The organism is Sinomonas terrae (assembly GCF_022539255.1).
GTDB classification, from domain to species: Bacteria; Actinomycetota; Actinomycetes; order Actinomycetales; family Micrococcaceae; genus Sinomonas; species Sinomonas terrae.
This window is the reverse complement of sequence record NZ_JAKZBV010000001.1, coordinates 1,285,551-1,308,006: the sequence shown is the minus strand read 5'-3', so window position 1 is coordinate 1,308,006 and position 22,456 is coordinate 1,285,551. Positions and strand designations below refer to the sequence as shown.

The 22,456-nt window shown below is 68.8% G+C and carries 21 protein-coding genes and 1 riboswitch; of the genes, 10 read left to right on the top strand and 11 right to left on the bottom strand.

All coding sequences use genetic code 11. The features are described from left to right. The 5 genes from hemC to hemE form a co-directional block, all read right to left on the bottom strand. Positions 1-990, bottom strand: a complete 990-nt coding sequence (hemC, locus tag L0M17_RS06100; protein ID WP_241052904.1) for a hydroxymethylbilane synthase — start codon at positions 988-990, stop codon at positions 1-3. A 2-nt stretch (positions 991-992) separates the two neighbouring features. Beyond that, the gene (locus L0M17_RS06095) at positions 993-2,162 is read right to left on the bottom strand and encodes a ferrochelatase (RefSeq protein WP_241056331.1); all 1,170 of its coding nucleotides are present in this window, start codon (positions 2,160-2,162) and stop codon (positions 993-995) included. A gap of 74 nt (positions 2,163-2,236) precedes the next feature. Continuing rightward, on the bottom strand, positions 2,237-2,965 hold the full coding sequence (hemQ, locus tag L0M17_RS06090; RefSeq protein WP_241052901.1) for a hydrogen peroxide-dependent heme synthase: 729 nt from the start codon (positions 2,963-2,965) through the stop codon (positions 2,237-2,239). Between the two features lie 83 nt (positions 2,966-3,048). Beyond that, entirely contained in the window at positions 3,049-4,512 is a 1,464-nt protein-coding gene (gene hemG / locus L0M17_RS06085; RefSeq protein WP_241052896.1) for a protoporphyrinogen oxidase, read from the bottom strand. 18 nt (positions 4,513-4,530) lie between these two features. Continuing rightward, positions 4,531-5,586 carry a uroporphyrinogen decarboxylase gene (hemE, locus tag L0M17_RS06080; RefSeq protein WP_241052894.1) on the bottom strand — a complete coding sequence of 352 codons (1,056 nt, stop codon included), beginning with the start codon at positions 5,584-5,586 and terminating at the stop codon, positions 4,531-4,533. Positions 5,587-5,706: 120 nt separating this feature from the next. Between hemE and L0M17_RS06075 the strand changes: the two genes are divergently transcribed. Beyond that, positions 5,707-7,056: a glutamyl-tRNA reductase gene (locus L0M17_RS06075; RefSeq protein WP_241052885.1), complete on the top strand. Its 1,350-nt coding sequence runs from the start codon at positions 5,707-5,709 to the stop codon at positions 7,054-7,056. A gap of 56 nt (positions 7,057-7,112) precedes the next feature. On the opposite strand, the gene moeB is transcribed toward L0M17_RS06075, so the two are convergent. Continuing rightward, positions 7,113-8,300, bottom strand: coding sequence for a molybdopterin-synthase adenylyltransferase MoeB (gene moeB, locus L0M17_RS06070; protein ID WP_241052883.1), 1,188 nt, complete (start codon positions 8,298-8,300; stop codon positions 7,113-7,115). Between the two features lie 124 nt (positions 8,301-8,424). Between moeB and L0M17_RS06065 the strand changes: the two genes are divergently transcribed. The 3 genes from L0M17_RS06065 (at position 8,425) to L0M17_RS06055 (ending at position 9,646) form a co-directional block, all read left to right on the top strand. Continuing rightward, complete coding sequence (locus L0M17_RS06065) at positions 8,425-9,021, top strand: TetR/AcrR family transcriptional regulator (RefSeq protein WP_241056330.1); 597 nt, start codon at positions 8,425-8,427, stop codon at positions 9,019-9,021. A gap of 85 nt (positions 9,022-9,106) precedes the next feature. Continuing rightward, positions 9,107-9,331 carry a DUF3107 domain-containing protein gene (locus L0M17_RS06060; protein ID WP_241052881.1) on the top strand — a complete coding sequence of 75 codons (225 nt, stop codon included), beginning with the start codon at positions 9,107-9,109 and terminating at the stop codon, positions 9,329-9,331. Between the two features lie 3 nt (positions 9,332-9,334). Continuing rightward, complete coding sequence (locus tag L0M17_RS06055) at positions 9,335-9,646, top strand: hypothetical protein (protein ID WP_241052879.1); 312 nt, start codon at positions 9,335-9,337, stop codon at positions 9,644-9,646. Between the two features lie 122 nt (positions 9,647-9,768). Here L0M17_RS06055 and L0M17_RS06050 read toward each other — a convergent pair whose 3' ends face one another. The 3 genes from L0M17_RS06050 to thiO form a co-directional block, all read right to left on the bottom strand. Further along, positions 9,769-10,584 carry a thiazole synthase gene (locus L0M17_RS06050; protein ID WP_255732538.1) on the bottom strand — a complete coding sequence of 272 codons (816 nt, stop codon included), beginning with the start codon at positions 10,582-10,584 and terminating at the stop codon, positions 9,769-9,771. A gap of 7 nt (positions 10,585-10,591) precedes the next feature. After that, on the bottom strand, positions 10,592-10,846 hold the full coding sequence (thiS, locus tag L0M17_RS06045) for a sulfur carrier protein ThiS (protein WP_241052876.1): 255 nt from the start codon (positions 10,844-10,846) through the stop codon (positions 10,592-10,594). Then, positions 10,843-12,060 carry a glycine oxidase ThiO gene (thiO, locus tag L0M17_RS06040; protein ID WP_241052874.1) on the bottom strand — a complete coding sequence of 406 codons (1,218 nt, stop codon included), beginning with the start codon at positions 12,058-12,060 and terminating at the stop codon, positions 10,843-10,845. Before thiO ends, thiS begins: the two co-directional genes overlap by 4 nt. Beyond that, positions 12,057-12,190, bottom strand: a riboswitch (TPP riboswitch). Its footprint overlaps the gene before it by 4 nt. Positions 12,191-12,204: 14 nt before the next feature. Between thiO and thiE the strand changes: the two genes are divergently transcribed. From thiE to L0M17_RS06025, 3 genes are all read left to right on the top strand, one after another. Beyond that, on the top strand, positions 12,205-12,906 hold the full coding sequence (gene thiE / locus L0M17_RS06035) for a thiamine phosphate synthase (RefSeq protein WP_241052871.1): 702 nt from the start codon (positions 12,205-12,207) through the stop codon (positions 12,904-12,906). Next, positions 12,903-13,745 (top strand): prephenate dehydratase, encoded by an 843-nt coding sequence (locus L0M17_RS06030; RefSeq protein WP_308196821.1) that lies wholly within the window; start codon positions 12,903-12,905, stop codon positions 13,743-13,745. Before thiE ends, L0M17_RS06030 begins: the two co-directional genes overlap by 4 nt. A 102-nt stretch (positions 13,746-13,847) precedes the next feature. Then, the gene (locus L0M17_RS06025) at positions 13,848-15,359 is read left to right on the top strand and encodes an RNB domain-containing ribonuclease (RefSeq protein WP_241056327.1); all 1,512 of its coding nucleotides are present in this window, start codon (positions 13,848-13,850) and stop codon (positions 15,357-15,359) included. Positions 15,360-15,673: 314 nt separating this feature from the next. On the opposite strand, the gene L0M17_RS06020 is transcribed toward L0M17_RS06025, so the two are convergent. Next, the gene (locus L0M17_RS06020; protein ID WP_241052870.1) at positions 15,674-15,829 is read right to left on the bottom strand and encodes a hypothetical protein; all 156 of its coding nucleotides are present in this window, start codon (positions 15,827-15,829) and stop codon (positions 15,674-15,676) included. A 1,260-nt stretch (positions 15,830-17,089) separates the two neighbouring features. Here L0M17_RS06020 and L0M17_RS06015 point away from each other — a divergent pair. Next, entirely contained in the window at positions 17,090-18,901 is a 1,812-nt protein-coding gene (locus L0M17_RS06015) for a DEAD/DEAH box helicase (protein WP_241052869.1), read from the top strand. Between the two features lie 7 nt (positions 18,902-18,908). Next, positions 18,909-19,796, top strand: a complete 888-nt coding sequence (locus L0M17_RS06010; RefSeq protein ID WP_241052868.1) for a DNA-methyltransferase — start codon at positions 18,909-18,911, stop codon at positions 19,794-19,796. 52 nt (positions 19,797-19,848) lie between these two features. Here the strand turns inward: L0M17_RS06010 and L0M17_RS06005 are convergent, their stop codons facing one another. Further along, a complete protein-coding gene (locus tag L0M17_RS06005) occupies positions 19,849-20,697 on the bottom strand; it encodes a PHP domain-containing protein (RefSeq protein ID WP_241052867.1) in 849 nt (282 codons plus the stop codon). A 137-nt stretch (positions 20,698-20,834) separates the two neighbouring features. On the opposite strand from L0M17_RS06005, the gene L0M17_RS06000 reads away from it, so the two are divergent. After that, complete coding sequence (locus tag L0M17_RS06000) at positions 20,835-22,379, top strand: aminopeptidase P family protein (protein ID WP_241056326.1); 1,545 nt, start codon at positions 20,835-20,837, stop codon at positions 22,377-22,379. Positions 22,380-22,456: the final 77 nt, after the last annotated feature.

The window sequence follows — 22,456 nt, the reverse complement described above, 5'->3', positions numbered from 1 at the left end:
TCAGGCGCCCAGCTCCGCGAAATCTGCGACACCGCGCTCCAGCAGTTCCTCGGCGAGCTCGATGCCGAGCAGGTGCGCGCCGACGTCGGTCAGGCCATCGCTCGCCTTGTTGAGCCGGACGCTCTGCCTGCCATCGGGTGAGCACACGACGGCGTCGAGGTACAGCAGGCTCCCCTTGCGGCGGGCCAGCGCACCGACGGGCGCGGCACAGCCCGCCTCGAGCCTCGCGAGCAGCGCTCGCTCCGCGCTCACGGCAAGGCGGGTGTCGGCGTCGTCGATCGCGGCCAGCGCCTGGGCGAGCACTCCCTGCACGGCGTCCGGAACGAGGACGCCGTTCTCACGCACGGGCGCGTCCTCGAAGCGGCATTCCACGGCGAGCGCCCCCTGGCCCGGGGCCGGGAGCATGACGTCGGGTTCGAAGTACTCGCTCACGACGTCGGTGCGCCCCAAGCGCGTCAGGCCGGCTGCGGCGAGGACGACGGCGTCGAGGTCGCCGGGGGCTTCAGGAGCATTCCCGGGCAGACCCGGGACACGGCCGAGCCTGGTGTCGACGTTGCCCCGGATGTCGAGGACTTCGAGGTCGGGCCGCGCGGCGCGAAGCTGGGCGGCACGGCGGGGCGAGCCGGTGCCGACCTTGGCGCCCGCCGGCAGCTGGGCCAAAGTGAGCCCGTCCCGTGCGCACAGCACGTCCCGCACGTCGGCCCGCGCGGGGATCGCGCCAAGAGCGAGGCCTGGCGTCCCGCCTGTCGGAAGGTCCTTGAGCGAGTGGATCGCGACGTCGCAGCGGTCGGCAAGGAGCGCCTCGCGCAGGGCCGCCACGAACACGCCCGTCCCGCCGAGCTGGGCGAGGGAACCGGTGCGGACATCGCCTTCGGTCTTGATGCGAACGAGTTCGGTCTCGAACCCGCCCACGGCGGCCAGCAGGTCGGCGGTCTGCTGTGTCTGAGTGAGGGCAAGCGCGCTTCCGCGGGTCCCGATGCGTACGGACATGGTCAGGACTCGTCCTGCCCGGCGGACGCCCCGGCGAGTTCTACTCCTGCCTCGGCGATAACAGGCTTCGCCCCCCGGAAGTTCTCGCAGCACCCCGGCCGGCACACGTCGTACCACGGGCCGAGATCGGTCACGTGCGGGCGGTCGGCAACGGTGTCATCGGACGTCCGCTCGCGGATGAGGTCCACGAGGCCGGCGACGAACTTGCCATGAACGCCCGGCGTGGGGACGCGCACGGCCTGGATGCCGAGCTTCTCGCACGTCTCGAGAGCCTCGGTGTCGAGGTCCCACGCGACCTCCATGTGGTCGCTCACGAAGCCCAGCGGAACGATGACGACACCCTTGACGATGGGCGCGCCGTCCTCGCCGCCAGCGATCGCCTCGAGGTGATCGTTGATGTCCGGCTCGAGCCACGGGATGTGCGGCGCGCCAGAGCGCGACTGGTACACGAGATCCCAGGCCACATCCGGGGCGACCGCGGCCATGACGGCCCTCGCATTCGCGAGGTGCTGCGCCACGTACGCGGATCCGCCCTCGAACTCGCGCGGCTCGCTGCCCGAGCGGCCTGCGGCCTCGGCGTCCCGCGTGGGGATCGAGTGGGTTGCGAAGAGCACCCGGATCTCCCCGTCGCGCGAGCCGTCCGCCGCATCCAGCGCTTCCCGCACCTGGGCAAGTCCCGCCGTCGTGCCCTCGACGAACGGCTCGACGAAGCCCGGGTGGTCGAAGTACTGCCTCACCTTGTCGACCTCGAGGCGCCCCGCCAGCCCGGTCTCCGTGAGCGCGACGCCGATGTCCTCTCGGTACTGCCGGCAGCTCGAGTAGCACGAGTAGGCGCTCGTTGTGAGCATGAGGACGCGGCGATGGCCGTCGTCGTACATCCTCTGGAGCGTCTCCGGGATGTACGGATCCCAGTTGCGGTTGCCCCAGTAGACCGGCAGTTCGATGCCGCGAGCATCGAGTTCAGCCTCGAGCGCCGCCTTGAGCTCGCGGTTCTGGCCGTTGATCGGGCTCACGCCGCCGAACGCGCGGTAGTGGTGGCTGACCTCTTCGAGGCGTTCGTCCGGGATGCCGCGACCGCGGGTGACGTTGCGCAGGAACGGGATGACGTCGTCCTGGCCCTCCGGCCCCCCGAACGAGGCGAGGAGGACGGCGTCGTAGCCCTTCGGCTCCATCCGGCCCGCCTCAGTGACCGGGTTGATAGAGGTGCTGATGCGCAGCGACTCGGGGGCCGCGTCCCCAGGCGTGCTCACGCGAGGACCTCGGCGACTTCGGCAGCGGAGATGCGCCGGCCCGTGTGGAACGGGACCTCCTCGCGCACATGGTTCCGCGCGTCGGTGTAGCGGAGGTGCCGCATCATGTCGACGAGGTCTACGAGCTCGGGAGCCTCGAGCGCGAGGATCCACTCCCAGTCCCCGAGCGCAAACGCCGAGACCGTGTTGGAGATGACCTGGGGGAAGTCGCGACCGAGCATGCCGTGGTCGCGCAGCATCCGCGAGCGCTCGTCGGCGGGAAGGAGGTACCACTCGTAGGAGCGCACGAAGGGGTACACCGTGAGCCACGTGCTCGGCTCGACCCCGCGCGAGAAGGCGGGAGTATGACTCTTCGCGAACTCGGCCTCGCGGTGCACGCCCATCGCGTTCCACGTCTGTTCCGTGCCCGCGAACAGCTCGCTGCGACGGATGTCGCGCACCGCCTGCTGGAGGTCCTCCGGCTTGGCGCCGTGGACCCACACCATGATGTCCGCCCCTGCGCGCATCCCCGAGACGTCGTAGAGGCCGCGTACGGTCACGCCCTTCTCGCCGAGGCGAGCCACGAGGGCCTCGAAATCGGAGACGGCGCTCGCCGCGGGGGCAGCGCTTCCGGATACCCTGCCGAAGACGGCCCACAGGGTGAAGAACTGCTGCTCGGGAGCCTCGGCATTGGGGCCACCCTCAGGCAGAGTTTTGGTGACAGATTCATCAAAAGTGTGGCTCATGGCTCCAGTGTGCTCCTTCGTTGGCGGCAAATCGAATTCAAAACTACTTCTACAGGCTGTAGAGAGGCAGAAAGAGATGAAAGTCACACAGAATGGTCTGCGAGCTCCCCGGCCTGCTTGCGGGCGTCCGGTACCACAGACGCCAGCCCGTTGCCTGCCGCCCACCCGCCGACGACGGCGAGGCCCGGCTGAGCGGCGATGAGCCGACGGATCTCCCCGACCCGCTCGCGGTGGCCCACCGTCGCGAACGGCAGCGCCCCCTCCCAGCGCACGACGTCCCACCCCAAGACGTCCTCGGGGGCGACGGGTACGGTCAGCAGGATCGAGGCGTCGGCGAGCGCGGCGCGGAACAGCTCGTCGTCGGTCTCGGGACCGTCGTCGAGGGGCCTCCCGGCGTCCTCGGCGCGGCCGTATGACAGCCGCACTACATGGGTGCCCGGCCCCGCCTGCTCCGCCAGCCACGACCATTTCGCCGTCGCGTGGGTGAGGGCCTTCGCCTGCAGGCCCGGCGACTGCGGCGCGACAAGCACGCCTGTCCCGCGGGGCCGTGCGTCCAGCTCGGGCTTGTCGAGGACGAGTGTCACGAGCTTGACTTCGGGGCCCGGCACGGGCTCGTGGCCCGCGAGTTGGGGTACCGCGTCCGAGAGCAGTTCGACCGCCGCGGGCCCTCCGAGCGCGACGACTACCAGCTCCGCGTCGAACGTCTGGGCGGCGCCGTCGGCCGCTGCCGTCCCGACGTGCCAGGTCTCGCCCGAGTGGTCGAGGCGCTCAGCGCGCTGCCCGCTCAGGAGGGTGACGCCGTCGTCCGCGAGCCGCTCCACAAGCGCGTCGACAAGACGATTCATGCCGCCCCTGATCCCGGCGACGGCCGAGCCTGCCTTCGCCCCCGACCGCACCGCGCTGCGCTCCCGCTGGGCCGCAACCGCCGCGGCGAGCGAGCCCCGCTCGGCCATGAGGGCGCGCAGCCCCGGTGCCACCATGTCGATGTCGAGGAGTTCGGGGTCCGCCGAATGCACGCCTCCTACGACAGGCGCGACGAGCCGCTCGAGGACCCGCTTGCCCATGCGAGAACGGACGACGGCGGCGACACTCGCCTGGTCGGTCGGCGGCCGGGTGGGCAGATAGCGGTCGAGGGACGCCCTGAGCGATCCCCACAGGCCCAGAGCCGAACGCACCTCTGGGTCCCAGGGATTAGACGGGATGCCGAGGATCCCGGCCTTGGGCAGCTCCTCTGCTCCACGGGGTAGCTGGACCCACGCCCCTGAGGGATGCGGGGCCACGATCTCGCTCGCGAGGCCGAGATCGCCGAGCAGGCTCTTCACACCGTCGGTCCGGGTCGCGAAGGATTCTGCACCGCTGTCGAGCGTGAGCCCTGCGACCTCGTGGCTCCCCACGCAGCCGCCCCACCGGTCGGCCGCCTCGAGGACCGTGACGTCGATGCCCCGCCCCCGCAGTTCGAGAGCAGCACACAGCCCGGCGACTCCCCCGCCGACAACGACGGCGCGGGGAGCACGCTTCTGGCCCCCCGCGCCCTGCTCTCGTTCCATGGCTCGCCTAGATCTCGCCTAGATGGAGTGGATGAGTTCGACGAGCCGCGTCAGGACGCCCGGGTCGGTCTCGGGCGGCACGCCGTGGCCGAGGTTGAGGACGTGGCCGGGAGCGGACGCCCCATGGCGGACGATCTCGCGTACGTGCGCCTCGAGGACGTTCCAGGGCGCTGCGAGCAGCGCGGGGTCGATGTTGCCTTGGAGGACGACGCGCCCGCCCAAGCGGCGGTTGGCCTCCTGGATCGGGAGGCGGTAGTCCACTCCGACTGCGTCGACTCCCACCTCGTACATCGCGCCAAGGAGCTCGGACGTGCCGGTGCCGAAGTGCACGAGGGGCGCGCCGAGGTCGCGGACGTGGTCCAAGGCTCTCGAGGAGTACGGGGCCGCGCTGCGGCGGTAGTCCTCGAGGCCGAGCGAGCCCGCCCACGAGTCGAACAGCTGGCCGGCGGAGGCACCGGCCTCGATCTGCGCCCGCAGGAACCGACCCGAGGCGTCAGCGGTCCACTCCATGAGCGCCTGCCATGTCGAGGGGTCGCCGTGCATCATGGTCCGGGGGCCCAGATGGTCGCGGGACGGCCGCCCCTCGATCATGTAGGCGGCGACGGTGAACGGGGCGCCTGCGAAGCCGATGAGCGGGGTGTTTCCGAGCTCCTCGACCGTGAGGCGGACCGCTTCACGGATCGGCGCGAAGATCGAGTCGTCGAGACGCGGGAGCGCAGCGACGTCCTCGGGGGTTCGGATAGGCCGGTCGAGCACCGGCCCAACGCCTGGCGCGATGTCCACACCGATCCCCGCGAGCTTGAGGGGGATGACGATGTCCGAGAAGAAGATGCCGGCGTCGACGCCGTGCCGCCGGACCGGCTGGACGGTGATCTCCGCAGCGAGCTCGGGCTTGAGGCACGCCTCGAGCATGCCGACGCCCTCCCGAGCGGTTCGGTACTCGGGCAGTGAACGGCCGGCCTGCCGCATGAACCACACGGGGCGATTGCTCGGGCGGGCTCCCCGATACGCCGTGATGAGGGGAGACTGCGCCGTCCGGCCGTCCTTCAGGGGGTGGTCAGGGCTGAGGGTCATAGGCCGATTCTCTCAGAGGGGGCAAGGCCTCATGCTGACGATGTGTCACAAGTGCGTCGCCGAGATCTCGTTGGAAGTGGCGTGTTCTACACCGGATCGAAAAGCTATGATGGTCGCGCTGTGGTTGTTTTCTCGATGGTGGCGACTCACGCCGATCTGAATCTGGAAACCGTTGCCCTCTTGAGCAACGGCGCTTCGACCGTGGCCTCATCAGCCTCCGAGTCCCCGGCCGTCTCCGGTGCCGTCGTGCTCTCCACGTGCAACCGCTACGAGATCTACGCCGAGGCACCCGCACCTGAAGACCTTGAGGCAGCCCGCTCGGCCCTCGTCGCCGAGATCAGCCAGCGGAGCGGGCTGCCCGGCCCCACTGTCTCGGACATTTTCCGCACCAAGGACGGGGCCGACGTCGCCCGCCACCTCTTCGCGGTGAGCTCGGGACTCGACTCCGCCGTCGTCGGGGAACGCGAGATCGCGGGCCAGGTGCGCCGCGCGCTCATCTCCGCTCAGCAGGAAGGAACGGCGAGCCCCTCGCTCGTCCGCCTCTTCCAAGCCGCGTCGCGCACCGCGAAGGACGTCGGGACCCAGACGGCGCTCGGCAGCCGCGGCCTTTCCATCGTCTCGGTCGCTCTCGACCTCGCAACCGATCTCGCCGAAGAGCCCGACTGGTCGGGCAAGCGTGCGGTCCTGTTCGGAACCGGCGCCTACGCGGGCGCCACCATGGCGCTGCTCCGCGAGCGCGGCTGCACGCACGTCGAGGTGTTCTCGTCGTCAGGCCGAGCCGAGGAGTTTGCCGCGGCACGCGGCGGGGTCGCCGTGACGAGCGAGCAGCTTCCCGATGCCATCGCGCACGCGGACGTCCTCATCGGCTGCAGCGGGTCGACAACGCCGATGGAAGCGGTTGAGCTTGCCGCCATCCGTTCGGAGTCGCGGCAGCAACTGATCGTGATCGATCTCGCGCTGACCCACGACTTCGATCCCGCCGTCGGATCGCTCGAGAATATCGAGCTCGTGACCCTCGAGTCCGTGCGCCTCGCAGCCCCCCAGGAGCAGGCGGAGGCCCTCGGCGAAGCCAGTCGGATTGTCGACGCCGCCACGAGGGACTTCGAGTCCCAGCGCCAAGCACGTCAGGCCGACGCCGCGATCGTGGCACTGCGCCGCCACACCATGGCGGTCCTCGATTCCGAGATCGAGAAGGTCAGGGCTCGGCACGGCTGCACGGCTGCCGCCGAGGAAGTCGAGTTCGCCATGCGCCGCATGGTCAAACAGCTCCTCCATACGCCTACTGTTCGCGCGCGTGAGCTGGCGGCGCAGGGCCGCGAAGCCGAATACCTCGCCGCGCTCGACGCGCTCTACGGCATCAGCATCGAGCTGCCCTCGGTCGTCGCCGAGTCGCTCGGCGACGACCGAGACGGCCAGAAGCCTGCCGAGTCCGCCGAAGACTGTCCGATCGACCACTCGCGGGTGGGCTGAGCGCACCGCAGCCCGCCTCCTCGTCGGGTCTGGAGGGGCCGACGACGGCGCCAGCCTCAGTACGTCGGCTTCTCCGGCTCCACATCCCTGACCCATGCGAGGACTCCGCCCTCGAGGTGCCGCGCCGTGCCGAATCCGGCCTCCCGGGCAGCTGCGAGGACGTTCGCAGAACGCACTCCCGACTTGCAGTGGAAGACGATGTCCTTGTCCTTGGGGAGCTGACCCCAGGCCTCGCCTGAGAGAAGGCGCCCTTGAGGGATGAGCCGCGCGCCGGGAATGCTCACCATTGCATACTCCCCCGGTTCCCGGACGTCGATGAGTTCGAAGTCGCGGAGGCCCGCGTCCCGGGCAGCGAGCATCTCCGCCAACTCGACGGCCGTGACCGAACCCCCTGCGGCGGTCGGAGCGGCGGGGGCGACATCGCAGAACGCCTCATAGTCGATGAGTTCGGTGATGGGTTGCCCCTCTGGATCCTTCGCTACGCGGAGTTCGCGCCAGGTCGCGCGCAGGGCGTCGTAGAGCTGGACTCGCCCGAGCAGGGTGCGGCCGACGCCGGTGATGAGCTTGACTGCCTCTGTCACCATCGAGGCCCCGATAGTCGCGCACAGCATCCCGTACACGCCGCCCTCGCCGCATGATGGAACGGAGCCTGCAGGGGGAGCCTCCGGATAGAGGTCGCGATACGTGGGGCCGTACTTCTCCCAGAACACGCTCACCTGTCCGTCGAAGCGGAAGATCGACCCCCACACATAGGGTTTGCCGAGGATCGCCGCAGCATCGTTGACGAGGTAGCGCGTCGCGAAATTGTCCGTGCCGTCGAGGATGAGGTCGTAATCCTCGAAGATCTCGAGCGCGTTCGAGGAGTCGAGGTACACCTCGTGGAGGCGGACATCGACGAGAGGGTTGAGCTCTCGGACTGCGTCCCGGGCGGAATGCGCCTTCGGGCGCCCGACGTCGGAGACGCCATGGATGACCTGCCGCTGCAGGTTGCTGAGCTCCACGGCGTCGTCGTCGACGATCCCGAGGGTTCCGACTCCCGCGGCGGCGAGGTACAGGAGGGCCGGCGAGCCCAAGCCCCCGGCCCCGATGACGAGGACCCTCGCGTTCTTCAGCCGCCGCTGCCCTATGTCCCCGATCTCGGGAATGATGACGTGCCGCGAATAGCGCTGCACCTCTTTGGGAGTGAGCGGAGGCGCCGGCTCAACGAGCGGCGGGAGCGTGAGCTGATCGGACGTCAGGGACATGTTTCAAGCCTATGCCCGAACGTGTGGCGGATGCGTCGGCGAGGCGACCCGCGGGTAGAGTAAATGCATAGTTTGTGCGTGAGAGAAAGGTGGGGCTGTGAGCACCGAGCCTCGCGCAGCGTCGATGCGGTCACCGCGCCTCCCGAGGGACGAGCGGAGGGCGCAGCTCCTCAACGCAGCCCTCGAAGTCTTCGCGGCGAATGGCTACCACGGAGCGGCGATGGATGACATCGCAGAGACCGCCCAGGTCTCGAAGCCTGTCCTGTACCAGCATTTCCCCTCGAAGCGTGATCTGTACCTCGCCCTTCTGGACAGCCACCTTGCGGCACTGACCGAGCTTATGAGGTCCGCGCTCGCCTCGACGAACGACAATCGCGAGCGTGTGCGCGCCGTCATGCGCACCTATTACGAGTTCATCGCGAAGGACGACAAGGCTCATCGCCTCGTCTTTGAATCTGACCTCGTCAACGACCCCGACGTCGCATCGCGGCTCGAAACCTTCAATCGCGGCTTTGCCGATGCCATCGCGCGCGTCATCGCGGCCGACACCAAGCTGCCACTGGTCGAGGCGCAGCTGTTAGGCCGGGGGCTCGCTGGCATGGCCCAGGTGAGCGCCCGCTACTGGCTCGAGACCTCGCGGGATCTGGACCTCGACGTCGCGAGCGATCTCGTTTCGCGTTTGGCTTGGCGCGGAATCTCTCGATTCCCCAAAGAGGCCTAAGGTACGTATAGAAGACCGGCGGGCTTGGGCCCTCCGGTGAATTCATGTTTTGACGAGCAATTTGACCGAGCAAAAGGGAGACCACGTGGAAATCAAGATCGGCATCCAGAACGTCGGACGCGAGATCGTGCTCGAGTCCACCCAGGACGCTGATGCGGTGGCGAAGCTCGTGGCCGAGGCGATCTCGGGGCAGACGGAGCTTCGGCTCCAGGACGAGAAGGGACGCCAGATCATCGTTCCTGCGAAGGTCATCGGCTACGTCGAGCTCGGGGCCCAGGAGCAGCGCCGCGTGGGCTTCGCCGCCCTCTGACCAGTGGAGACTGTCTGGTCCCTCGTCATCGACGTCATCGTGACGGGCGGAATCGGCTTTGCGCTCTGGGCGGCAGACCGGCGGCACGGCAAGTACGGCATCATGCTGCCCGTGGCGCTCGGAGTGGTCGTCGCGTGTCTTTCCTGGATCGTTCTGGTCGCAGCCGGGACGGGCTACCTCACGGGGCTCCTGTGGATGCCGTGGGTCGTCCCCATGGCGCTGGGCATCGTGGCTTCGTTCGCGGTGACGAAGCTAGTGGAGCGTCGACGTGAGAAGCGCGACGTCGCTGACCTCACCCACGTTCTCAAGGGCTGAGCAAACCGAGCCTCATACTCCGTTGCGCCGTCACGTCCGCAGGGTTCAGACCCTGCGGACGTGACGGCGCATTCGGTTCGGAACGGCGCGCTCGGTTCGGAGCGGCGCATTCGGTTCAGCGCTCAGAGGAACTGCGCGCGGCCCTCCATCGTGCTCGACGCGAGCGCGTGCTCACGCCGAGGGATCCTCCCGGCCTGAGCCGCGAGGCGACCAGCCGCGACAGCGTGCCGGAACGCCGTCGCCATCCGGACCGGGTCCTGGGCTCGGGTCACCGCGGTCGCGAGGAGGACGGCGTCGCACCCGAGCTCGATTGCGAGCGCGGCATCGGAGGCGGTCCCGATGCCTGCGTCGAGCACGACCGGTACCTCGGCCCGCGCAACGATGAGCTCGATGTTGTGCGGATTGAGGATGCCAAGCCCCGTGCCGATCGGCGCCCCCAGCGGCATGACGGCAACCGCCCCCAGCTGCTCGAGGCGGCGGGCCAAGGCGGGATCGTCGTTCGTGTACGCGAAGACCTTGAATCCGCGCCCCACAAGCTGCTCGGTCGCATCGGCCAGCTCGATGGGGTCCGGGAGGAGCGTCGTCTCGTCGGCGATGACCTCGAGCTTGACCCAATCCGTCTCGAGAGCCTCGCGGGCTAACTCGGCGGTGAGGACGGCGTCGCGTGCCGTGAAGCAGCCGGCGGTATTCGGGAGGACCCGAATACCCTTCTCGACCAGGAGCTGGAACAGCGAGCCCTGCTCGGCCGGCGAGAAGCGACGCATGGCGACAGTCGTGAGCTCTGTTCCAGAGGCCTCGAGTGCGTCGCCGAGGCCGTCGAGGCTCGGTGCCCCGCCCGTCCCCATGATGAGCCGCGACCCGAGGGCCACGCCGTCGACCACGAACGGATCGTCGGCGAGGAGCGGTTCCCTCGTGCCTTCTGCGGTGGTGATGGACATTCCCATGTCAGCCTCCTTGCATGGCTGTGACGAGCTCGACGGCGTCTCCCGCCGCGAGCGGGGTGGCGGCCCAGCGAGCGCGGGGCACGACCTCCGAATTGAGGGCGACGGCGACCCCCAGCCGAGCGCCGTCGGACGGGCGACCGTCGGGGCCGAGCGAGCGGCCGGTGGTCGCTGCGACGAGGTCGAGGATGCTCGATCCCTCGGTCAGATCACGACGCTCGCCGTTGACGGTGAGCGCAAGCGTAGGTGAAGCGTTCATGCGGTCCTTCCTGAGGCTGCAGAATCCCGTTGGGCCTGGTCCATGAACCTGTCGGGGCGGAACGCGTTCCAGCGTTCCTCGGTCGCGCCGTCGAGGATCTCCCGGCAGACCCGCGCGGCAGCTGGGGTCAGCAGTACTCCGTGGCGGAAGAAGCCAGTGGCGACGATGAGGCCGGGGATGTCCCCGCCGTCGTCCATCGCTGTGCCCTCGGAGGGCGACCGGACCCATCGCGCCGCGACGCGGCCCAGCAGCGGCGCATTGTCCGGCGTGCCAGGCCTCGCGCGGGCCGTCATCTCGTAGAGCTCGAGCTCCGCGACCGCCGGCACAAGCGACTGCGCATCCCGGAGGAGTTCGTACACCCCACCCGCGGAGACGCCCTCGGAGCCGTCCTCGCGTTGCGTTGCACCGATCACGACCGTCCCGTCCTCGCGGGGGACGAGATAGACGGGTTTGCCCCGCACGAGTCCTCGCACCGTGGCGGTCAGGAGGGGGCGGAGGTGCGGGGGGACGCGGAGTCGGAGGATGTCGCCGTGGACCGGCCGCAGCGGAAGCGGGACCGGCACGCCGTCGAGGGACCGGGCTTCGAGGCCGTTCGCCACGACTGTCTCCGCGGCACGCAGCTCCCGGCCGGTGGCCAAGCGCACGCCCACGACCCGACCGCCCTCCCAGAGGAGGCCCCGTGCCCGCTCGCGAACGACCCTTTCCTCGCCGAGGCGGGAAAGGAGGGCGGACAGGAGCCGGCGCGGATCCACTTGATGGTCGGCGGCGATTTCGAAGGCACCGGAGATCCCGGGGGCCAGGAGCGGTTCGAGCTGGCGCGCCTCACGCACGGAAAGCGAACGGACGTCGAGGCCGTAGTGCTCCTGTACTCTGCGGAGGTCAGCGAGCGCCTGCCGGTCCGCAGCGTCCGCCGCGATGCACAGCGTGGGGGTACGGAGATATCCAGCTTCGACGGCGAGGGGGCTTGCGAACTCCGGCCAGTACTCGGCGGACGCAATCATGAGGCCGAGGAGCTCTTCCTCCTGGTAGTGGTACTCGCTCACGGCGGCGAGCATTCCCGCTGCAGCGAAGCTTGCCCCCGAGCCTGGGGCTGGATCGACGACGACGACGTGCCGCCCCGAGCGCGCCGCCTCCCAGGCGATCCCGAGGCCCACGACTCCCCCGCCGATGACGGCGACGTCGGCCAGCTGGGCGTCGCCCCGGTACTCCTCCACGAAATCCTCGTCCTTCCCTACGCCGGTACAAGCCGGATCAGGTTCTTACGGTCGGCACAAGCCCTCTCAGCCCGGCTGGCGCTGCCTGCCCTCGGCAGGTCGTCACACGCGGGCTCCCGCAGTCGTGAGGTCTAGTCTAGTTCCATGCTTCTGACCGACGCCCAGCTTTACGTGTGCACCGACGCCAGGAAGGACCGTGGGGACTTCGCGTCCTTCATCGATGCGGCGTTCTCGGGCGGCGTCGACATCATCCAGCTTCGGGACAAGCAGATCGAGGCAGCCGAGGAGCTCGAGCTGCTCGAGATCCTCCGGGCCGCTGCCGAGCGTCATGGCAAGCTGTGGGCCGTCAATGACCGTGCGGACATCGCTCTCCTTTCGGGCGCCCCGGTGTTCCATGTGGGCCAGCGCGACCTTCCCCTCGCCGCGGCGCGTCGCGTCGTCGGGGACGGCGTCGCCGTCGGGCTTTCGACACATGCACCCGAGCAGGTTGATGCGGCGCTTGCCGCCACAGGGCGCGGTGGTACGGCCGACGACGGCGCCCTGGCCTACTTCTGCACGGGACCCCTGTGGGCCACCCCCACCAAGCCAGGCCGCAAGCCCGTCGGACTCGCGCTCGTCGAGTACGTGGCGCAGCGGACCGCGGAGGCGCTGGCCGCGGGGCGGCCGACGCTGCCGTGGTTCGCGATCGGCGGGATCGACCACGGCAACGTCCGCGAGGTGGTCGATGCTGGGGCGAGCCGCGTCGTCGTCGTCCGCGCCATCACCGATGCCCACGATCCCGCGGACGCCGCCGCCCGCCTCAAGGCCCAGCTGCCGGCCCTCGAAACCAGCGCGGCAACAGCGTGACCGTCGTCGCCTACCAGGGAGAGCCCGGCGCGAACTCGCACATGGCGGCGCTGGAAGCCTTCCCGGACGCTGACGCCCTTCCGTGCGCGACGTTCGAGGATGCCTTCGCGGCGGTCGACGGCGGCGAGGCGCAGTTCGCGATGATCCCGATCGACAACACCGTCGCCGGGCGCGTCGCGGACATCCATCTGCTGCTTCCCACGACGGCGTTGCAGATCGTCGGCGAGCACTTCCTCCGCATCCGGTTCAGCCTCATGGGCGTCGCCGGCGCGACGATCGAAGGGGCGCGGGAGGTGCACAGCCACGTCCACGCCCTGGCACAGTGCCGCGGGTTCATCCGGTCGCACGGCCTGGCTCCCGTCGTCGCGGGGGACACCGCCGGTTCGGCCCGCGAAGTGGCCGAATGGGGCGACCCGACCAAACTCTCGATCGCTCCTCCCCTCGCGGCCCAGCGTTACGGCCTCGAGGTCCTCGCGTCCGACATTGAAGACCACAAGCACAACACGACCCGCTTCGTGGTCCTCGCTCCCCCGCGCGAGTTTCCGCAGGCCGGCGACGGGCCCTTTGTCACGAGCTTCGTCTTCCGGGTCAAGAACATCCCGGCTGCGCTGTACAAGGCACTGGGCGGGTTCGCGACGAACGGCGTCAACATGACGCGGCTCGAGAGCTACATGGTGAACGGGAAGTTCGCCGCCACGATGTTCATGGTGGACGTCGAGGGCCACCCTGACGAGCCCCCGCTCGCGCGTGCCCTCGAAGAACTCGCGTTCTTCTCGACCGAACTCCGCCTTCTCGGGGTCTTCCCCGCGCATCCGCGGCGGTTCGGCCAGACGGCCTGACCCAGAGCGTTCTGTCCGCTCGCGGTGTGGGGGTCTAGGCTGGCGCTCGTGGGCTATCAAAACATCAGCCCGAAGGCGCGGCGAGCCACAACGCCCGGCGGCGTGCCAGGGGCTGCGGCACTCGAGGCTGCCTTTGCCGCGCTGCGGGAGGAGTTCCAGCTCGCGTCGAACTATCCGGCAGCTGCCTTAGCGGACGCGGAGGCCGCGATAGCGTCGCTCGAGCTCCCCTCTCCCGATCAGACCCACGTCGAGTTCGTCACGATCGACCCCCCGGGCTCGACAGATCTGGATCAGGCCCTTCATATCGAGCGTGACGGTTCGGGATATCGGGTGCGCTACGCCATCGCCGACGTGCCCGCGTTCGTACGTCCCGACGGCGAGCTCGACGCCGAGACGCGCCGGCGCGGCCAGACCATCTACGCCCCGGACGAGAAGGTTCCCCTCCACCCGCAGGACATCACCGACGACGCCGGGAGCCTTCTCGCCGACTCGGTGCGCGGTGCGTTCGTGTGGGACTTCCGCCTCAACGCGCAGGGCGAGATGACCGACGTCGGCCTTCAGCGCGCCCGGGTCCGGAGCCGCGCGAGGCTCGCCTACGCCGAGGTGCAGGAACAGATCGACGCGGGCAGCGCTGCTGATTCGCTGATGCTCCTCAAGGAGGTGGGCCTCAAGCGGGTCGAGCTCGAGCGTCGACGAGGCGGTGCGAGCCTGAACCTGCCCGAGCAGGACATTGTTCCGACGGACGACGGCGGCTACCGGATCGAGGCTCTCTCCGCGCGCCCGGTCGAGGACTGGAACGCGCAGATCTCGCTCATGACGGGGATGGCGGCGGCCAAGCTCATGATGGACGGCGGAATCGGCATTCTCAGGACGATGCCGCCTCCCGACGAGAAGTCGCTGCGCCACTTCCGCAGGCAGACCCAGGCTCTCGGCCGCGAATGGGACCCGAGCGTCCCGTACGGCGAATACCTGAGGACGCTGGACGCCTCCGACCCGTGCCAGCTCGCGATCCTCCATGCCGCCGCGGCCCTCTTCCGCGGCGCGGCCTACACCCCTTTCGACGGCAGCATCCCGGAGCATCACGTCCAGACGGCCATTGCTGCGCCGTATGCTCACACGACCGCTCCCCTGCGCCGACTCGTCGACCGCTTCGTTCTGGTGCTCTGTGAGGCGCTGGCGAACGACGGCGAGATCCCCGCTTGGGTGCGCGACGCCCTCCCCGCGCTGCCCGGCCTCATGGCGGCGTCCGACCTTCGCGCGGCACAGGTCGAGCGGGCGTCACTCGACCTCGTCGAGGCCGCGCTCCTGGTGCAACGCGTCGGGCAGGAGTTCGACGCCGTCGTGGTCTCCGGCTCGAAGCCTTCGCCCGTGAACGGCACGTCGACGGCAAATGGCAACGGGCGCCCGGACCAGCCGCTGGATCGCATCGCGAGTTCACAGAACGGCATGCGACCCTCGGGCCCAGCGAAGCCGTTCGGAACGGTCCAGCTCGCGGATCCCGCGGTCACGGCACGCTGCGAGGGCGATATGGAGTCCGGGACGACGATCCGCGTTCGCCTCGTGACGGCGGACATCCAGAAGAGGCTGGTCCTGTTCGAGCGGGTGCAGGCCTGATTCCCCTCTCGGTGCCTGTCCGCCGGTTCCCCTCTTATCCGCCGCTTCCCCTCTCTTACGCCGGTTGCACTCCGATACGCCGGTCGGCACCCCCGCCTTTCCGGCCAACCCCCTACCCCAATCAGCCTCCGCCGGTTCCCCTTCTGGAACTGCCTGCAGAGTTTTCGCCGATGTTCTCCACATACGCCGCCAACCGCAGGACTCGCCGGGGTCCGAGATACGAGAGTGGCCTTATGAAACCTCTCGATCTCTCCCACCTCGGCCCCCGACCTCGTTTCGCCGAAGGACTCTGCACACCCCAAGAACTGGCCGTCTTAGGATTCGATGACCGATCTGTCCCAGACCTGGTCGCGGAAGGCGTCATAGTTCGGCTCCGACGCGGCTGCTACGGGCTGACGTCTTCGGAAGACGCCGACCGCGCCAGTGCCCAACGCGAGCACTTTGATCGGCTGCGGCACATTCGGGCTCATGCTTGGCAGCGTGCTTCCACGGGTGCGGATCTGAACTTCTCCTACTCCGCAGTGAGCGCGGCCGCGCTCCTCGGAATAAGTCTGTGGACCGCGGAACGTCGAATCCACGTTGTGCAGCCCTTCAAATCCTCCTCTAAGGACCACGCGTCGGATGTCGCTAAGTCGTATCGCCCAGACGTCCCGGCAAGTCCGGTCGATGGGCTCCCGTGCACCTCCGCATCTGAAACCGTCATCGATTGCCTTCGGATCCTTCCGCGAGAGCCAGCGATGATCGTGTGCGAGTCGGCGCTCGCTCAGGGCCTGGTCGATGGCGGCGCCCTCCTAGACGCGGTGTTGAGGGCCCGACATCGGCGAGGCATTGAGGCGGCACGAGCAGTCGTTGCTTTGGCCAGCCGGCTCTCAGAATCGCCCGGGGAAACGAGAACACTTCTTGTTCTGCGATCGCTCCCGTTGCCTGCTCCCGTCCGGCAGTTCGAGGTGGCGGTTGGCGGACATACGTATCGCCTCGATTTCGCGTGGCCGGACGTGCGAGTCGCCCTCGAATTCGACGGCCTCGTGAAATATGCGGACACCGCTGCCCCCACTTCCGAAATTCTCCGGCGCGAGCGAGCGCGGGAGAATGCACTCGTGGACGACGGGTGGGTAATCGTTCGGATTACCTGGAGCGATCTGGCCCACCCTCAGCGCATTCAGGCGATGCTTCAGCGGGCATTCGAACGGGCCCGACGGTACCACGCTGCCTGAGGATGCTTCCTCAAACGGCCATGCGGCACCGGCGGAACGGCGCCTAACCGGCGGAAACCGATCGACGAAGGGGGTACGCCGGATCAGAGGGGGTGCCCACCGGCGGAACCACGGCGAACCGGCGGAACCGCGCCCAACCGGCGGAAACCGATCGAGGAAGTACGCCGGAGAGAAGCTGGCGCGCCGCGTCTGCTGCCGTGCCCAGTGCCGGGCAACTGCCGCTCAACCACCCGCGACCGCCCCGCCCACGCGTGTCCTAGGCCACGATTCCCGGAATTGCAAGCCCCCACGGTATCCTTGGAATGTTATTGGATGCCCGGTCGTACATCCGCGATCTGCTTATTACCTTGCCGGCCACTGCCGCTGGCGCCCTGATAGCCCGCGATCGGCTTCCACTGGATGGCTGCTGTGCGGCTGCTCCGAACGCCTCCGGGCGAGGCGAGGCTCTCTGCCCCTCGTCCCCGGTTCGTCCGTCGAGCGGCTCGACCCGGCCCAGATGGAGAGGGACACCACCCTTTGAACGAAGTCCACACCCACGAAGTCCTCTTGGACGACTCGGGCGCCGAGGTGCTCGAGACCGAGGAGACCATCACCAACGACGCCCCAGTCCGGCAGGAGGCTCAGAAGACCTTCAGCGACTACGGCGTCCTGCCCGAGATTGCCCAGTCGCTCGCGGATGCCGGGATCCTTCACCCGTTCCCGATTCAGTCGATGACGCTCGGCGTTGCCCTCAGCGGACACGACATCATCGGTCAGGCGAAGACCGGTACCGGCAAGACGCTCGGCTTCGGCATCCCGAGCCTTCAGCGCACCGTCTCCTCGGACAGCCCCGAGTACGCGAAGCTGCCCGTTCCAGGTGCACCGCAGGCGCTCATCGTCGTCCCGACCCGTGAGCTCGCCGTCCAGGTCTCGCAGGATCTGAGGACCGCGGCGAAGCGCACGAACCTCCGCATCGAGGTCATCTACGGCGGGCGTGCGTACGAGCCGCAGATCGAGTCGCTCCAGCGCGGCGTCGACGTCGTCGTGGGCACTCCCGGCCGCCTTATCGATCTGCATCGCCAGCGGCACCTGAACCTCAAGAACGTGCGCGTCGTCGTGCTCGACGAGGCCGACGAGATGCTGGACCTCGGCTTCCTGCCCGACGTGGAGACGCTGCTCGGCGCCGTGCCAGCGGTCCGCCAGACGCTCCTCTTCTCGGCGACCATGCCCGGCCCCGTCGTCGCGATGGCCCGTCGCTACATGTCCCGCCCGACCCACATCCGAGCCGCTGACCCGGACGACGACTCCATCACGAAGAAGGACATCCGGCAGGTCATCTACCGCGCCCACCAACTCGACAAGGACGAGGTCGTGGCCCGCATCCTCCAGGCCGAGGGCCGTGGCCGGACCATCATCTTCACCAAGACGAAGCGGACTGCTGCGAAGCTCGCAGAGGAACTTGTGGACCGGGGCTTCGCTGCCGCGGCCCTGCACGGCGACCTCGGGCAGGGCGCGCGCGAACAGGCCCTCCGCGCATTCCGCAACAACAAGGTCGACGTGCTGGTTGCGACAGACGTAGCCGCTCGCGGCATCGACGTCGAAGACGTCACCCACGTCATCAACTTCCAGTGCCCTGAGGACGAGAAGGCCTACTTGCACCGCGTCGGCCGCACCGGCCGTGCCGGGCACAAGGGCACCGCAGTGACGTTCGTCGACTGGGAGGATGTCCCTCGCTGGTCGCTCATCAACAAGGCTCTGGGGCTCGACGTCGCCGAGCCGGTCGAGACGTACTCGTCGTCTCCCCACCTCTTCACGGACCTCGACATTCCCGAGGGCACGAAGGGGCGCCTGCCCCGGCACAAGCGTGTTCTTGAGGGAGTCGAAGGCGAGGAGCTCGAGGACCTCGGTGGTCCTGCCAAGAAGTCACGCCGCCGCAGCGGCAAGGGCCGTGAGCGCGAGTATGGCGAGAAGCGCGAACGGCGCGAGCCTGCAGCGCGCAACGAAGGCGATCGCGAGGCGAAGGCCGAACGCAGCGATGGCGAGGGCAAGCGCGGGCACGGCCGCGGCCGCTCTGACCGCCAATCGCGAGGCGAGGGCCGTCCACGCCGACGCCGGACGGTGAACGGCGACGAGACCGCCTCCACCGAGGGCGTCCCCGCGACCACGGCCAGGGGCCGCGGAGCGAAGGCCGGCGAGACGGAGCAGGGTCCAGCCGCAGCCGCCGCCGCGGTGTTCCTCCAAGGGGACACCGAGGAAGGCGTCGATCGCGGCATGCGGGCCGCCCGCCGTCGTCGTTCGCGGACTCGCCGCGTCGAAGGCGAGGTCGTCAGCCGCTCCCAGGCCGAGTAGGGACAGCGTGTCGGTGCGTCCCGTGCGTCCGGGCGGCAGCTGGCGCCCGGACGGGCCTGACCTCGTCGTCGAGGCAGACAACGCGGAGTATCTCCCGTTGCTGCCCGACGGCGCGTTCACGATGGTCTACATAGACCCGCCGTTCAACACCGGCCGGGCCCAGCGCCGACAGTCGCTCACTACGGTCCGCAGCTCGGAGGGGGACCGAGTTGGCTTCGGGGGCCAGCGCTACGAGACGATCAAGGGCGCCCTCCACCGGTACGACGATGCGTTCGGGGACTATTGGACGTTCCTCGAACCGCGGCTTCTCGAGGCCTGGCGGCTCCTCTCCCCCGAAGGCACGCTCTACCTGCACTTGGACTACCGCGAGGTCCACTACGCGAAGGTCATGCTCGATCTGGTCTTCGGCCGCGAGTGCTTCCTGAACGAGATCGTGTGGGCCTACGACTTCGGCGCTCGCGCCCGGCGGCGTTGGCCGACGAAGCACGACACGATCCTCGTGTACGTCAAGGATCCCGCGAAGTACCACTTCGACAACGCGGAAGTGGACCGCGAGCCATACATGGCGCCCGGCCTCGTGACCCCGGAGAAGCGCGAACTCGGCAAGCTGCCGACCGACGTCTGGTGGCACACGATCGTCTCCCCCACCGGGCGTGAGAAGACCGGCTATCCGACCCAGAAGCCGCTCGGCCTTGTGCGGCGCATGGTCGCCGCGAGCTCCCGCCCCGGGGACTGGATCCTCGACTTCTTCGCGGGCTCTGGCACGCTCGGAGCGGCTGCCCGCGCTCTCGGCCGGCGCTTCGTCTGCGTCGACTCCAACCCTCAGGCCGTCGACATCATGGCCGCGAGGCTCCCGTCAGCCGAGATTGTGCGGGCGGAGGCGCGTCCGGCCTGAGGATCCGGGGCATCACCCCGCACGACGACGGCGCCCCGCGCCTGCCGCACGGTCATACCCGCACGACGACGGCGCCCCGCGCCTGCCGCTCGATCTCCCCGAGCACCTCCACCGACGTCGTGTTCTCGCCCAGCTGGTTGACCTTGCCCAGCCCGTGGTAGTCCGAGGATCCGGTCACGAACAGCCCGTTCCGCTCGGCAAGCTCGAGCAGGAAGGGGCGCCGGGCCTCCGGGTTGTCGCGATGGTAGACTTCGAGCCCCGCGAGGCCGGCGTCGATCATGTCGTGGTACGTCGCCTCGCCGACAGTGCGGCCCCGTGCTTCGGCCACAGGGTGCGCGAACACTGGGACGCCGCCTGCAGCACGGACGAGTTCGACGGCGAGGGCCGGCTCAGGGGCGTAGTGCTGCACGAAGTACCTCGATCGCGACGAGAGGATGGTCGCGAAGGCCTCGGAACGGTCCTCCACGATCCCCGCAGCAACCAGCGCGTCCGCGATGTGCGGGCGGCCGACCGTTGCACCCGGCGCGACGTGGTGCGTGACGTCGTCCCACGAGAGCGGGTAGTCCTCGGCGAGCAGCGACACCATATGCTCCGCGCGGCTCAGCCTCGCGTCCTTGGCCTTGGTGATCTCGTCGAGCAGCCCCTCGTGGTGGGGATCTTGAAGGTAGCTGAGAACGTGGACGCTGATCCCTTCGGGGGTCCGGCACGAGACTTCCATGCCTGGCACGAGCGTGATTCCGAGGGCCCGCGCAGCGTCCGTGGCCTCGGCCCAACCGCCCGTGGAATCATGGTCCGTGATGGCGACGGCGTCTAATCCGGCCGCGCGAGCGGCCGCAACAAGTCCGGTGGGGGTGTCTGTCCCGTCGGAGACGCTCGAATGAGCGTGCAGATCGATCCTCACGCGACCACGATAGCCTTCCGTGCGGCGGAGATTCGCCTTTCCAAGGTGCTGGACTTGCCAAGCGCCGATGGAAGAATGGCATAGTGATTGCTTCAGAAACTGCGTCCGGCGGCGGCTACAGCCCCGAATCTGGCGACATCCCCGAGCAGCCCTCCCCACAACCCCTTGAGGAGCGCGTGAACAATCGATCGCAGCGGCCGTCCTCGGACGCCTTCAAGAGTTTCATGGCCTCTCAATGGGCCCCTTCCGACCAACAGCTCCCGCCCCCCGCCGAGGTCGCGACGTTCGCCGCACGCCGTCGTCGTGCGATCTCCGAACGCTTTCCGGGCGAGCGCCTCGTGATCCCCGCCGGGCCGCCCAAGGTGCGCTCCAATGACACCGATTACAGGTTCCGTCCCCATTCCGCGTTCGCCCACCTCACGGGGCTCGGCGCCGACCACGAGCCCGATGGCGTGCTCGTCCTCGAGCCAGTCGAAGAGGGAGCGGGCGACGACGGCGGTCACCATGTCGCGACGCTCTACTTCCGTCCGCTCGCCGGCCGCGACACCGAGCAGTTCTATGCGAACGCGCACACGGGCGAGTTCTGGGTGGGCCCCCGGCCCACCCTCGCGGAGCTCAAAGCACGACTCGGCCTCGCGACCGCTCACCTCGACGAGCTCGAGGTAGCTCTCACGAAGGGCGTCGGCGCGCCGGAAATCGGCGGCCTGTCAATCCGCCTCGTCCGCAAGGTCGACGAAGACCTCGACGCGCTCATCGACACCGCCCGCTACAACACAGCCCAAGACCCTGATGCCCTCGATCTGAGCGAGTTCGACGCCCTTGACGATCAGCTGAAGGAGGCCCTCTCCGAGCTGCGGCTCGCTAAGGACGAGTGGGAGGTCGAGCAGCTCAAGGAAGCGGCGGCCGCCACAGCCGCCGGGTTTGAGGAGATCATCCGCGCCCTCCCGAGGGCCGTGGCCCACCACCGCGGCGAGCGGGTCGTCGAGACCGCGTTCTTCGCCAAGGCCCGCGAAGAGGGCAATGACCTCGGCTACGACACCATCGCCGCGGCGGGCAATCACGCGACGATCCTTCACTGGATCACCAACAACGGACCGGTGCGGGAGGGTGACCTGCTGCTCGTGGACGCAGGCGTCGAAGCCGAGTCCCTGTACACGGCGGACATCACGCGCACGGTTCCGGTCAACGGCAAGTTCAGCGAAGTCCAGCGCCGCGTCTACCAGGCCGTGCTCGACGCCGCCGATGCCGCGTTCGCTGCTGCCCGCCCGGGGATCCGCTTCCGAGAGGTCCACGCAGCGGCAATGAGGGTCCTCGCAGCCCGTCTCGAAGAATGGGGTCTTCTGCCGGTCTCCGCCGCGGAGGCTCTCTCGCCGGAAGGCCAGCAGCACCGCCGCTGGATGCCACACGGCACGAGCCACCATCTCGGCCTCGACGTCCACGACTGCGCACAGGCTCGTGCCGAACTCTATCTTGACGGTGAACTCGCCCCGGGCATGGTCTTCACGATCGAACCGGGCCTGTACTTCAAGGAGGAAGACCTCGCCGTGCCCGAGGAGTACCGCGGGATCGGCGTGCGGATCGAGGACGACATCCTTATGACGGCGGAGGGTCCCGTGAGCCTCACGTCGGCGCTCCCCCGTGAGGCGGACGAGGTCGAGGCCTGGATGGCACAGCTTCGCTGACCCGATAGTGGCAGGCCCGCGTGGCGGCCCGGTCTGGCATGACTGGCTGGCAGGGGGCGATCCAGGCCCAGGACTGG

Excerpts from the sequence above, each read along its gene's own strand:
- hemE (WP_241052894.1), bottom strand. The coding sequence starts at position 5,586 with ATGACCCTCAGCCCTGACCACCCCCTGAAGGACGGCCGGACGGCGCAG.
- hemQ (WP_241052901.1), bottom strand. The coding sequence starts at position 2,965 with ATGAGCCACACTTTTGATGAATCTGTCACCAAAACTCTGCCTGAGGGT.
- thiS (WP_241052876.1), bottom strand. The coding sequence starts at position 10,846 with ATGAACGCTTCACCTACGCTTGCGCTCACCGTCAACGGCGAGCGTCGT.
- thiE (WP_241052871.1), top strand. The coding sequence starts at position 12,205 with ATGCTTCTGACCGACGCCCAGCTTTACGTGTGCACCGACGCCAGGAAG.
- L0M17_RS06050 (WP_255732538.1), bottom strand. The coding sequence starts at position 10,584 with ATGTCCATCACCACCGCAGAAGGCACGAGGGAACCGCTCCTCGCCGAC.
- L0M17_RS06065 (WP_241056330.1), top strand. The coding sequence starts at position 8,425 with ATGCGGTCACCGCGCCTCCCGAGGGACGAGCGGAGGGCGCAGCTCCTC.
- L0M17_RS06020 (WP_241052870.1), bottom strand. The coding sequence starts at position 15,829 with ATGAGCCCGAATGTGCCGCAGCCGATCAAAGTGCTCGCGTTGGGCACT.
- hemC (WP_241052904.1), bottom strand. The coding sequence starts at position 990 with ATGTCCGTACGCATCGGGACCCGCGGAAGCGCGCTTGCCCTCACTCAG.
- hemG (WP_241052896.1), bottom strand. The coding sequence starts at position 4,512 with ATGGAACGAGAGCAGGGCGCGGGGGGCCAGAAGCGTGCTCCCCGCGCC.
- L0M17_RS06095 (WP_241056331.1), bottom strand. The coding sequence starts at position 2,162 with ATGGAGCCGAAGGGCTACGACGCCGTCCTCCTCGCCTCGTTCGGGGGG.
- moeB (WP_241052883.1), bottom strand. The coding sequence starts at position 8,300 with ATGTCCCTGACGTCCGATCAGCTCACGCTCCCGCCGCTCGTTGAGCCG.